The 12,779-nt window shown below is 63.8% G+C and carries 9 protein-coding genes; 6 read left to right on the top strand and 3 right to left on the bottom strand.

All coding sequences use genetic code 11. The annotated features are described in order from the left end of the window. Positions 1-19: 19 nt before the first annotated feature. Together WN72_RS32485 and WN72_RS32490 are read right to left on the bottom strand one after the other, a co-directional pair. Positions 20-700: a redoxin family protein gene (locus tag WN72_RS32485; protein WP_092213219.1), complete on the bottom strand. Its 681-nt coding sequence runs from the start codon at positions 698-700 to the stop codon at positions 20-22. A gap of 21 nt (positions 701-721) precedes the next feature. Beyond that, positions 722-4,030, bottom strand: coding sequence for an adenylate/guanylate cyclase domain-containing protein (locus tag WN72_RS32490; protein WP_092213217.1), 3,309 nt, complete (start codon positions 4,028-4,030; stop codon positions 722-724). Positions 4,031-4,326: 296 nt separating this feature from the next. Between WN72_RS32490 and WN72_RS32495 the strand changes: the two genes are divergently transcribed. Then, entirely contained in the window at positions 4,327-5,589 is a 1,263-nt protein-coding gene (locus tag WN72_RS32495) for an MFS transporter (protein WP_092213215.1), read from the top strand. On the opposite strand, the gene WN72_RS32500 is transcribed toward WN72_RS32495, so the two are convergent. Next, entirely contained in the window at positions 5,586-6,260 is a 675-nt protein-coding gene (locus tag WN72_RS32500) for a Crp/Fnr family transcriptional regulator (RefSeq protein WP_027564916.1), read from the bottom strand. The genes WN72_RS32495 and WN72_RS32500 overlap by 4 nt on opposite strands. A 335-nt stretch (positions 6,261-6,595) precedes the next feature. Here WN72_RS32500 and WN72_RS32505 point away from each other — a divergent pair, with 335 nt between their 5' ends. The 5 genes from WN72_RS32505 to WN72_RS32525 all read left to right on the top strand — a co-directional run bounded on the left by WN72_RS32505 (position 6,596) and on the right by WN72_RS32525 (position 12,763). Continuing rightward, the gene (locus WN72_RS32505) at positions 6,596-7,417 is read left to right on the top strand and encodes an ABC transporter ATP-binding protein (RefSeq protein ID WP_092213770.1); all 822 of its coding nucleotides are present in this window, start codon (positions 6,596-6,598) and stop codon (positions 7,415-7,417) included. Further along, positions 7,414-9,345 carry a long-chain fatty acid--CoA ligase gene (locus WN72_RS32510; RefSeq protein WP_092213213.1) on the top strand — a complete coding sequence of 644 codons (1,932 nt, stop codon included), beginning with the start codon at positions 7,414-7,416 and terminating at the stop codon, positions 9,343-9,345. The genes WN72_RS32505 and WN72_RS32510 overlap by 4 nt, the downstream gene beginning before the upstream one ends. A 118-nt stretch (positions 9,346-9,463) precedes the next feature. Next, positions 9,464-10,357, top strand: a complete 894-nt coding sequence (locus WN72_RS32515) for a branched-chain amino acid ABC transporter permease (RefSeq protein ID WP_027564919.1) — start codon at positions 9,464-9,466, stop codon at positions 10,355-10,357. A gap of 3 nt (positions 10,358-10,360) precedes the next feature. Beyond that, the gene (locus tag WN72_RS32520) at positions 10,361-11,434 is read left to right on the top strand and encodes a branched-chain amino acid ABC transporter permease (RefSeq protein WP_092213210.1); all 1,074 of its coding nucleotides are present in this window, start codon (positions 10,361-10,363) and stop codon (positions 11,432-11,434) included. Between the two features lie 45 nt (positions 11,435-11,479). After that, a complete protein-coding gene (locus WN72_RS32525) occupies positions 11,480-12,763 on the top strand; it encodes an ABC transporter substrate-binding protein (RefSeq protein ID WP_092213208.1) in 1,284 nt (427 codons plus the stop codon). The last annotated feature ends 16 nt before the right edge of the window (positions 12,764-12,779 follow it).

Consider the following 12,779-nt stretch of genomic DNA (forward strand, 5'->3'; position numbering starts at 1 on the left):
AAGACACGATACGCGACGCCTAGCCAGCTACCTGCGAGGCAGCCGACATCAACTCCTGCGGGCTCGGCATCCCGAACATGCGCTGGCCGCCCTCGGGTACCTCGGTAAAGGTCCAGCGTACAATTCCCTCCCGATCGAGCAGAAACTGGCCGAACAGCTGGCCGTGGCCGGTTGCCGCCATGCGCTGATCGGCTTCCGTCATCTCGTAGCCATCCTTGTTGTTGAGCTGCTCGGCAGCCGCCAAGCGATTCATGGGCCCGGGCAATTCTCCGGGAATGTCCACCTGCATGCTCATGACCACGTCCATGCCCACCTTGCGCGGCCACTCGGTTTCGTTCTCGGTGAACTCGAGATTGGGCAAGCCGAACGCACGGTGCGACACCCGCTCGGGATCAGACGCGGCGAGCAGATTGGGCAACGGGTGATATCGGAAGTAGAGCCGCGCCCGATCGGTCGGCGTATTGACGACGGTGAGACTTTCGACACCCTTGTCGCGCAGGGCTGCGTCAAGCTGCGCCTGTGCCGCAATATGGCGGCGGCAGAACGGGCAATGCAAACCTCGAAACAGGCCTACCAATATCGGACTGTGCCCGCGAAAATCCTCGAGTGCGACCTTCCCTTCGCGCGTGATGGCGTCCAGCACGATGTTGGGCGCGCGATCGCCCGGTTGAAGCGGTCCATCGACATGACGTTCTGACATGGTTGAACTCCTTCACATGACCTAGTCAAGAAATGGCAGTACAATCAGTCCGGCGGGATCAAGCCCGTGCCTGGTGCAGACATCATCGGCCAGCGCGAAATAGCGCTCGGCTTCAGCCATATCGCCGCGATCGAGGTTCAATGTCGCCAGGCCATCATAGCATGGAAAGAGCTGTTGCGGCTCGCCGGTTTCGCTCGCGACCTCGATGGCCTCATTGTAGCAGCGGGCAGCCTGATCGGGCCGGAAATGGCATTGATGGATTTGCCCCAGTACGATCAGGGGTACGGGGAGATGCTCGCGCTGATCGAGCGCCCGGTCGATCTCGATCGCCTTTTCGGCAGCGGGCACGCCTTCGTCGGTGCATTTGTCCGTGAAGGTGCAACAGGCGACGGCAAAATTGGCAAGAAGGCGCGCCTGGAACCCGAGGTCGCCAATACGATGCGCGACATCCAGCCCGCGCCGGCAAACCTTCATGGCCTGCGCCGGGTCGACAATCGTGTAGAGCACCGCGAGATTGGTGTAGCCGCGGCATGCCACGTTGAGAAGGCCGGCGGCTTCGGCTGCTTCGACACTTTGCTCCACTTCGCGCACCGCATCCTGGTGTCGTCCAAGCCGCGCCAGGGCAACCGCCTTGGTATTGAGGGCCTCGGCAATGGCGCGCGCCGCCTCGAGTCCGGCCTGTTCGTCCGCGGCGGCAGGCGCGGATCGGGCGTAGCCAAGCGCCTGGTCGGCCCATCTCGCGGCGGCCATATGATCGCCCATGCGAAATGCCAGGCGGCCGCGTTCTTGCGACAGGTGCGCCCGCTCGATGGGCGCTTCGACCCCTCCAAGCCGTTCAGCCGCCTCGGCGTAATGCGTCTCGGCCTTGATCCGCTTGCCGGCGTCCCACAACAACCGGCCAAGCTTGCGAAGAATTCGCGCTTCGCCGATGCGATCCGCTGCGACGCGGTACCCTTCCAGCGCACTCTGGTAGTGCTCCTCGGCCGTGTTGCGACGGCCGGCCGCACCACAGAGATCCGCGATCCGCTCGTACAGAACCAGCCGCTCCGGGTCGCATTCGCCACCGGTCAACAGCACAGCGAGGGCCTGTTGGTAGAGACGGACGGCATCGTCATTGGCATAGGTTGCGCGCGCGCGATCGCCGGCCGCGCGCAGATAGCGCGCGCCTTTCGGCTTGCGGGCACTGAGGCTGAAGTGATGTCCGAGCAAAATGAGGTCTTCAAGCCGCTCGGGCTCGTTGCCATAGAGCTGCTCCAGCGCGGCACCAATGCGTCCATGAAGCTCGATCCGCCGCTGCAAGAGCAGGTTTTGATAGATCACGTCCTGAAGCATGGTCTGCGTGAAACGGTAGCATCGCGGCGAAATCGAATTAGCGCCCGCGACTTCCTCGACAATCTCGGCGTCGCACAGAAGTTCTACTCCCACTTCGACCTTCGCCTGCCCGGTTGCTATCGCGCCGAGCAGAGCCACATCGAAGCGGGGGCCGATCACCGCGGCCTCCTGCGCCAACCGACGCACCTCATGCGGCAGCCGATCCAGGCGCGCCAACAACAGAGCTTGAATGCTCGCAGGAATATCGGCGGCGGCTTCATCCGACTTGATCCGCCATTGCGAGCCGTCACGTTCCAGGGCGCCAGCTTCGATGAGACCGCGGATGATCTCCTCGAGGAAAAGTGGATTGCCGCTCGCGCGCTCCAGGATCCGGCTAAACAGACTTCCGGGCGGCTCACGCCAACCGAGACTGAAAAAAGCCGCGAGCAGCTTTTGTCCGTCGGCGTCACCGAGCGGAGGCAAGCGGATGGTTGTGTGGCTGATCCGACCCGAACTGAACTGATCCAGCTCCAGCATTGGTCGATGCGTAAACAACAGCATCAGCCGCGTGCGCTCCAGCCGGTCCATCAGGAATCGCAGCGCTTCGAGGGATACGGCATCCGCCCAGTGCAGATCCTCGACAATGATCAGAAGCGGCGACAAGGCCAGGCGCCGTTCGAAGACGGTCCGGATCGCAAAGAATATCTGGCGCCGGAGCTGTTCGGGCTCGATATGCTGCAATTCGGGGTCCGCGCCCCCGAGACCGAGAACGTGGACATAGAGCGGCATCAACCGCTCCGCCTCCTCGGCCGCAAGGCCAAGCTCTGACAGCGCTTCAGTCAGCTTGGCCTCAGTCTCCGCGGCGCTGGCCTTCTGTGCGATGCCATAGGCGCTGCGCAGCACTGCGGCGAGCGTACCGTAGGATTGTTCGCCGAGCGGCGAACAGACCGCCTGCCGGATCGCCACACCCTCGAAGCGCTCTTCATCGCGGATACGGGCGACGAATTCGTTCACGAGGCGCGTTTTGCCGATGCCCGCTTCGCCGACCAGCCGCACTAGTTGCGCCGCCCCGCCGCACGCGCGATCGAGGCTGCCGATCACGCGGGCAAGTTCAGCGTCGCGGCCGATCAGGGGCGCACTGAGGCCCAGCGTGTCGAGGCCTCGTGCCGCGCGCGGCATGTCGAGCAGCCCTTTGAGACGATGGACCAGGACGCTGCCCATCTTGCCTTTGAGCGAGATCTCGCCAAGCGATTCATACGCGAATGCGTGCCGGGTCAGACGGTAAGTCAACGGCCCGACCAGCACCTGGTCCGGCGGCGCCATCGACTGCAACCGCTGAGCGGTATTCACCGTGTCGCCGGTCACCGAGTAGGATTTGGCAACGCCCACACCCAATCCACCCGCGACCACGTGCCCGGTGTTAATCCCGACATGGAGCAGCAGAGGTGAACCGGCAAACGCCCTCACCCGTTCGCTGAGCTGCGCCGTCCGCTTGATCATGTCGATGGCAGCACGGACCGCCCGCTCCGGATCGTCCTCGTGCGCAGCCGGCGCACCGAACAGCGCCAGCAGCGCATCGCCGATAAACTTGTCCACGAAGCCGCCAAAGCCTTGCACGGCCGCCGTCAGCTCCTCGAACAACTCGTTCTGAAGCGTCTGCATGACCTCGGGGTCGAGGCGTTCGCTCATCGCGGTGAAGCCGCTGAGATCGGCAAACAGCACGGTGATGGTGCGGCGATTGGCTTCGCTGTCGATCTTGTCCTGCTGCGGTCGAAATACCTGTTGAGGGTCTGCTGTCGGCACCAGTGGCGGTGATGATGCCCTGACCGGCGCCGTCGGCCGCGCCTGCGCTCCAGGTTGATGGACCTCGCCGACCAGGACGCCGCATTTCGGGCAATACGCGAAATCCGGCGCGCATGGAAAGCCGCAGCCGGGGCACGCGTTCGGCTGCTTCGTGCCGCACTTCGGGCAGAAGGCAAAGCCGCTCTGAACCTCGAAACCGCAGCCGGAGCAGTTCATGGCTCAAGACCTCGCGGAAGCCGCGATGGCGCGATCTGTTGGCCCTATCAAATGGGCCTCAGAATGCGGACCAGAATGGGCTTTGTGCACCAGAAGAGCAAGCGGCGGCTCGTCTGCCTCTTCGTATCGGCTGGGTAACGAGGCAATGCTGCAGACGCACAGACGCACCGTAGATCATCGGCAAGCATGGCGGCATGCGGTAGCGCCAATTGACAGACGCATCGCCTGGACTACCCTGCCGAACAGAAGAACAAATAATAAGGACCGGGAATCGTCCTGAAACCCGTCAACGCATCTTGAGCACACCCACGAGACCTTCCGCGCTCGCGCCGTTCCGCATCCGCAATTATCGCTTCCAGTGGCCGTCCGACCTGCTCACCTCCTGGGCGTTCGAGGTCGAGACGCTAGTGCTTGGCTGGTACATCATGGTCGAGACCGGCTCGGTGCTGCTGCTGACCGTGCTTGCCTCGCTCCAGTTCGTCGGGACGCTGGTCGCACCGGTGTTCGGCATGATCGGCGACCGCATCGGTCATCGCGATCTCCTGGTCGTGATGCGTCTTGCCTACACCGTGCTCTCGTCGACCATCATGGCCCTGGCACTGACCGGTCATTTGTCGCCGCTGAACGTCATGATCATCGTTGCGATCATGGGTCTGATCCGTCCATCGGATCTCGGCGTGCGCGGCGCGCTGCTCGCTGACATCATGCCGGCCGAGCACCTCGTGGGCGCCATCAGCGTGGCACGTACGACCCAGGACAGCGCCCGCATCGCCGGAGCGCTGACGGGCGCCGGACTGTTCGCCGTGCTCGGCATCGGCCTCGTCTATGTCGCGATCGCCTGCCTCTACTTCGTGGCCGCGCTTCTCATGCTCTGCCTGACCCGGCCCAAAAGGACCGTCACCACGAGCGATCTTCCGGCAAACAGCCACGCGATGTCACGATTGCTGGACGATCTGAAGGAAGGGATCGTCTACGCCTGGAATGGCCCGGGAATGCGCGCTGCGCTCTGCGTTGCCTTCCTGGCCAATCTCACCGCGTTTCCCTTCACCGGTGGACTGTTGCCCTACATTGCGCGGGAGATCTTTCACACCGACCAGACCGGCCTCGGTTACCTCTCGGCGAGCTTCGCTGTCGGCTCGCTGATCGGCTCGATCACGCTCAGCCTCGTCAGCGGATTGCGCATCGCCCGGCTGCTGATCGGCGCGACGCTGGCCTGGTACGCCATGCTGCTGGTGTTCGTCGAGATCAGGACCATGCCGGTGGCGATGGCTTGCCTCGTGCTCGCGGGCATCGCCCAGAGCATGTCGATGATCTCGGCGGCCGTGATCCTGATGCGCACCGCGAGCGCGCATCTGCGCGGCCGCGTGATGGGCGTGCGCATGATGGTGATCTACGGTCTGCCGATCGGGTTGCTCGCGGCCGGCAGCCTGATCGACATCATCGGCTATTCCGCGACCGGCTCGCTCTACGCAGCCGCCGGCTTCGTCGCGATGCTGGCGATCGCGATCCGCTGGCGCGCCGACCTCTGGCCTGTCCACGCTCCCGCCAACGCGCGCTAATCCCCATACCCGCGCAGCCGCTCGATATCGAGGATGGTGACGCCGCCATATTCGAGCCGCAGCAGACCTTCTTTCTCCAGCCGGTTCAGCGCGCGATTGGCGTTCTGGCGCGACATACCCGAGAGTGCGCCAATCTCCTCCTGGGTGATCTCCAGATGCCGGGTCGATTCCGGATACAGGATCGGATTGAACAGCGAGGCGATGCTGCGAGCGAGACGCGCGGTGGCGTCCAGCGTGCGATTGACCTCGAGCATGCCGATGAACTGGCCGAGCCGCTCGTTGAGCTGGCGCACCAGGAAGCGGTTGAAGCCGACGCTGTTCTCGAACAGCCACATAAAGGCGCTGCGCTCCATCAACGCGACGCGGCTGTTGCGCAGCGCGACCACGTCGTAGCGGCGCGGTTCATTCTTGAGCACGCTGCCCTCGCCGAACCAGGCCCCCGCCGTCAGCCCGGCAAGGCTGGTCTCCTTGCCATCGCGCGAGACCCCGCCCATCCGTGCGAGCCCGCTGACCATGCCGGCCCAATAGGCAAACGTGTCGCCACGCATGAACACGGTCTCGCCGGTGCCGTAGGACCGCTCCGTGATCCCGGCGCGAGCGACCTCGATCTCCGCTGGCGTGAGCTCGCGCGACCAGGCGGCGACGCGCTTCAGATGATCCTCTGAAATCATGATCCCCGGGCCAGCCGCACCGTCTTGTCACTCCGCCTTTCTGCTGCATTGCAACATGATTAATTCCGCTGCCATCCGACGAAAGATGGAGGCCGCCTCGGTCCGAAAAACTTTGTCGCAGAATTGTCAGGCCGGAGACATTTCAAAATAGCGCTTTCCCCTATTGAGAGCCACCTTGGGCGATGCGGCTTTTGATCCCGTTCGGGATCAGAGTGGCGCGGCTCCGGACGGGACCAATCGCTGCATGGCCTCGCCGGCTCGGCCGTACTAGGATCGCACCGACGAACGGACGAAGAGCGCCACTGAATGCGCCATCACCGGGAGGGATTTGTTTGGTGGCTACCAGTCTCGAAGTGCGCGGCGTGTCCTTGCGATTCGGCGGCGTCCGTGCGCTGACCGATGTCAGTTTCGCCATCAGGGAGGGCGAGCTGTTCTCGATCATCGGCCCCAACGGGGCCGGCAAGACCTCGATCGTGAACTGTATTTCCGGTCGCTACAAGCCGACCGAAGGCCAGCTGTTCTACCAGGGCCGCGACATCACCGGCCTGACGCCGAACGCGCGTCCGACGCTCGGCATCGGCCGCACCTTCCAGAATCTAGCGTTGTTCCACCACATGAGCGTGCTCGACAACATCATGGTCGGGCGCCATCACCTCCTGAAGAACAATTTCCTCACGGGATCGCTGTACTGGCTCACCCGCGCGCGCAAGGAAGAGCTCGAGCATCGCCGCAAGGTGGAAGAGATCATCGATTTCCTCGACCTCCAGTCGGTGCGCAAGGCGACCGCCGGCACCCTGCCCTACGGCCTGCGCAAGCGCGTGGAACTCGCCCGCGCCATGGCGCTGGAGCCGCGCCTCATCCTCCTCGACGAGCCGATGGCCGGCATGAACTTCGAGGAAAAGGAGGACATGGCTCGCTACATCGTCGACCTCAACGAGGAGTTCGGGATGACGGTGGTGATGATCGAGCACGACATGGGGGTGGTGATGGACATCTCCCACCGCGTCATGGTGCTGGATTTCGGCCGCAAGATCGCCGAGGGCGATCCGGCCACCGTGCTCGCCGATCCCCACGTCAAGCGCGCCTATCTTGGTGAAGAAGACGAGGCGCTGGTCGATCCCGATGATGCCCCGCCCGCACAGGAGAGCGCGGCATGATGGATTATGCAGGCCGCGTCGCGCAGGCCGACACCTATCCGAAGATGCTCCGGCTCAACGCGAAGGAACATGGCAACGAGATCGCGCTGCGCGAGAAGGATCTCGGGCTCTGGCGCCTGTTCACCTGGAACGACTACCAGACGCGGGTGCGCGATTTCGCGCTCGGCCTCATCGAGCTCGGCCTCGGCCGGAGTGACGTGATCGGCATCATCGGCGACAACCGGCCGGACTGGGTGGCGGCGGAAGTCGCCACGCACGCGATCGGTGGATTGAGCCTCGGGCTCTATCGCGACGTGCTGGATGAGGAAGCCTCCTATCTCCTGAACTACGGCGAGGCGCAGCTCGTCTTCGCCGAGGACGAGGAGCAGGTCGACAAGCTGCTGACGCTGGCCGACCGCGTGCCGAAGCTGAAGCACATCATCTATTCCGATCCTCGTGGAATGCGGAAGTACGACGACCCGCGGCTGATGTCGGCGGAGAAATTTGCCGAGCTCGGCCGCGCGCGGGCCACACGGGAGCCGGAGCTTTACGACAAGCTCGTAGATGCGACCAAGGGCGAGGACGTCGCGATCCTCTGCACCACGTCGGGCACTACCTCACATCCCAAACTCGCCATGCTCGCCGCCGGCCGCGTGCTCGGCCATTGCGCGACCTATCTCGCCTTCGACCCGAAGGGGCCGGACGACGAATACGTCTCGGTGCTGCCGCTGCCCTGGATCATGGAGCAGGTCTACGTGCTCGGCAAAGGTCTGCTCTGCCGGATGAAGATCAACTTCGTCGAAGAGCCCGACACGATGATGAACGATCTGCGCGAGATCGCGCCGACCTTCGTGCTCTTTGCCCCACGGGTCTGGGAATCGATCGCCGCCGACGTCCGCGCCAAGGTGATGGACGCGACGCCCTTCAAGCAGCGGCTGTTCGACATCGGCATGAAGTCGGGTCTTGCCGCGCTCGAACAGGGCAAGCGGTCCGGCTTGGCCGACGCGATCCTGTTTCGCGCGCTGCGCGACCGCCTCGGCTTCACCCGGTTGCGCTCGGCCGCCACCGGCGGCGCGGCGCTCGGGCCTGATACGTTCAAGTTCTTTCAGGCCATGGGCGTGCCGCTGCGCACGCTCTACGGCCAGACCGAGCTATTGGGCGCCTACACGCTGCACCCCGAGGGCAAGGTCGATCCTGACACGACCGGCGTGCCGATGGCCGACAGCGTCGAGATCCGCATCGACAATGCCGATGTCCACGGCGTCGGCGAGATCGTGGTGCGGCATCCCAACATGTTCCTCGGCTATTACAAGAATCCCGAGGCGAGCGTTGCCGACATCAAGGACGGCTGGATGCTGTCGGGCGATGCCGGCTATTTCAACGCCAACCAGCAGCTCGTCGTCATCGACCGCATCAAGGATCTCGCCGAGACCTCGCGCGGCGAGCGCTTCTCGCCGCAGTTCATCGAGAACAAGCTGAAGTTCTCGCCCTATATCGCGGAGGCCGTGGTGCTCGGCGCCGGCCGCGACGCGCTCGCGGCGATGATCTGCATCCGCTACTCCATCATCTCGAAATGGGCTGAGAAGAACCGCCTCTCCTTTACCACCTACAGCGACCTCGCCTCGCGGCCCGAGGTCTATAAGCTGCTGCAGAGGGAGGTCGAGACCGTCAACGCCACGCTGCCGCCGGCCCAGCGCATCTCGCGCTTCCTCTTGCTCTATAAGGAACTGGACGCCGACGACGGCGAGCTCACCCGCACCAGGAAAGTGCGCCGCGGCGTCATCAACGAGAAATACGAAGGCATCATCGACGCCATCTATCGCGGCGATGCCGACATCCCCGTCGACACCGTGATCCGCTTCCAGGACGGCACCACGCAGAGGGTGCGCACCACGCTGCGCGTCGTAGATCTCGGCGGCCACGGACATATGGCGGAGGCTGCGGAGTGACACAAATGGTCGTCATGCGCGGGCTTGACCCGCGCATCCATCCTCTTCCGAACAATCTTCCTTCCGCATCGATGGATTGCCGGGTCAAGCCCGGCAATGACGAGCTGGGTCAACCGACATGAACAGCGCCTTCCTCATCCAGCTCCTGGTCAACGGCCTCGTCGTCGGCACGCTCTACGGTGTGGTCGCGATGTCGTTCGTGCTGATCTACAAGGCGACGCAGGTCGTCAATTTCGCGCAAGGTGAATTGCTGCTGGTCGGCGCCTGGGTGTGCTGGGCGCTGCTCGCCAAATACCAGGTGCCGTTCTGGATCGGCATGCCGATCACGCTGGTGTTCATGTTCGTGTTCGGCATCGCGGTCCAGGTGCTGATCCTGCGGCCGATGATCGGCGAGCCGATCATCTCCGTGATCATGGTGACGATCGGCCTCTCCACCGTGCTCCAGGCGACGCTGAAATGGATGTTCGGTGTCAACCCGCAGCCGTTCCCGCGCGTGTTCGAGAGCCAGTCAGTCAGCCTGTTCGGCCTCCAGATCCAGACCGTCTATGTCATGAGCCTCGTGGTCTCGGTCGCCATGATGATCGGCATGGCCTGGTTCTTCCGCGCTTCGAAATACGGCCTCGCGATGCGCGCCACCGCGTTCAACCAGCAGGTCGCGCAGTCGCTCGGCATTTCCGTCAAGAGCGTGTTCGCGATGGCCTGGGCGATCTCGGCGACGGTCTCTGCCGTCGCGGGCGTGGTCGTCGCCGTCGTCAACGGCGTATCCTCGGGCCTCGCCGCCTACGGCATCAAGGTGTTCCCGGCGGCGATCCTCGGCGGGCTCGACTCGGTCGGCGGCGCGGTGCTCGGCGGCATCATCATCGGGCTGCTCGAAAACGTCGCCCAATATGTCGACAGCCAATATCTGCATTGGGGCAATCTCTACGAGATCGCGCCGTTCTACGTCCTCATCATCGTGCTGATGATCAAGCCCTACGGCCTGTTCGGCACCCACGACATCGAGCGGATCTGACCTATGGCCGGCCCTGCCCTCATCCCCGCTGGTGATTTCCGCACCTCCTATGCCGCGGACACCACGATCTTCCCGACCACGACCAGCCGCAACTTCGCGATCGCCGGCGTTGCGCTACTGTGCCTCGCGCCGCAATTCTTCAGCGGCTACTGGCTCAGCATCCTGATCCAGATTGGTATCTTCTCGATCGCAGCACTCGGCCTCAACATCCTGGTCGGCTTCACCGGCCAGATCTCGATCGGGCATGCCGCCTTCTTCCTGCTCGGCGCCTTCACCTCGGCCTACATCTCGAACAATGCGCCGATCCCGGTGTTCTTCGCGATCCCGCTCGCCGGAATCGTCACCGCGCTGGTCGGGCTGATCTTCGGCATTCCGGCGGCGCGGCTGAAGGGCCTTTACCTCGTCATTGCGACCCTGGCCGCGCAATACATCCTGCTCGACTTCTTCTCCCGCGCCGAATGGTTCTCCGGCGGCTCGGTGCCGGCGAGCGCCGAGCCATTCTCGATCTTCGGCTACACGCTGCGCGGGGATAAGCAGTATTTCTACGTCGTGCTGGCCTATGTGCTCGTGAGCTACATCCTCGTCACCAATCTGATGCGCACGCGCGATGGCCGCGCGCTGGTGGCGATCCGCGACCATTATCTCTCCGCCGAGATCATGGGCATCAACCTCACCAAATACCGCACGCTGTCGTTCGGCCTCGCCGCCTTCTTCGCCGGCATCGCCGGCGCGCTCTATGCGCACTATCAGCTCGTGGTCTCGCAGGAGGGTTTCGGCATCGAACGCTCGATCCTGTTCCTGGCCATGATCATCATCGGCGGCACCGGCTCGATCATGGGCACGCTGATGGGCACCGCCTTCGTGGTGCTGCTGCCGGAGACGATGGAGTTCATCAGCCTCTATCTGAAGGGCGGCGCGATCGACAAGGCGCTGTCGCTCAACAACAACATCACCTTCCTGCGCGAGATCGCGATCGGGGTGATCATCATCGCATTCCTGATGTTCGAGCCCGACGGGCTCGCGCATCGCTGGCGGCAGATCAAGGCGTATTGGAAACTCTACCCGTTCTCGCACTGAGCACGGAAACTGACGAACCAACGAATAAACAGGAGGAGGCAACCAATGAAGACAAAATCCCTTTTGAGCACCGCATCGCTCGCGATCGCGATTGCCGCATTCTCGGCGGGCGCGCAGGCGCAGATCGCGATCGGCCACCTCGCCGATTACTCGGGTGGCACCTCCGACGTCGGCACGCCCTACGGCCAGGCCGTCGCCGACACCTTCGCCTGGGTCAACAAGAATGGCGGCGTCAATGGCAAGCAGCTCAATGTCGACACCAACGACTATGGCTACCAGGTTCCGCGCGCGATCGCGCTGTACAAGAAATGGTCGGCGCCGGACAGCAAGGTCGCGGCGATCATGGGCTGGGGCACCGCCGACACCGAGGCGCTGACCGGCTTCCTCGCCCAGGACAAGATTCCCGACATGTCCGGCTCCTATGCCGCCGCGCTCACCGATCCCGAAGGGGTCAGCGGCAAGGCCAAGCCCGCACCTTACAATTTCTTCTATGGCCCGAGCTATTCGGACTCGCTGCGGGCGATGCTGATGTGGGCCGCCGAGGACTGGAAGGCCAAGGGCAAGTCCGGCAAGCCCAAGTTCGTGCATATGGGCGCCAACCATCCCTATCCGAACGCGCCGAAGGCCGCCGGCGAAGCCATGGCGCAGGAACTCGGCTTCGAGGTGCTGCCGCCGCTGGTGTTCGCGCTCTCCCCTGGTGACTACAGCGCGCAGTGCCTCAGCCTGAAATCCTCGGGCGCCAATTACGCCTATCTCGGCAACACCGCGGCCTCCAACATCTCGGTGATGAAGGCCTGCAAGACCGCCGGCGTCGACATCCAGTTCCTCGGCAATGTCTGGGGCATGGACGAGAACGCCGCCAAGACCGCGGGCGATGCCGCCAATGGCGTCATCTTCCCGCTGCGCACCGCGGTGAGCTGGGGCGGCGATGCGCCCGGCATGAAGACGGTGATGGAGATCTCCAAGATGTCGGACCCCACCGGCAAGGTCTATCGCCCGGTGCACTATATCGCCGCTGTCTGCTCGGCGCTGTACATGAAGGAGGCGCTCGACTGGGCCGCCAAGAACGGCGGCGCCACCGGCGAGAACGTCGCCAAGGGCTTCTACCAGAAGAAGGACTGGGTGCCGGCCGGGATGGAAGGCGTCTGCAATCCCTCGACCTGGACCGACAAGGACCACCGCGGCACGCTGAAGGTCGACCTCTACCGCACCAAGGTGTCGGGCGCGACCGACGGCGACCTCAACGACCTCATGGCCAAGGGCACGATCAAGCTCGAGAAGGTCAAGACCGTCGAGTTGCAGCGCAAGCCGGAGCTGCTGGGCTGGTGAGCCACGCCGTTTCCCC

It is taken from the genome of Bradyrhizobium arachidis, from assembly GCF_015291705.1.
Classification (GTDB): Bacteria; Pseudomonadota; Alphaproteobacteria; order Rhizobiales; family Xanthobacteraceae; genus Bradyrhizobium; species Bradyrhizobium arachidis.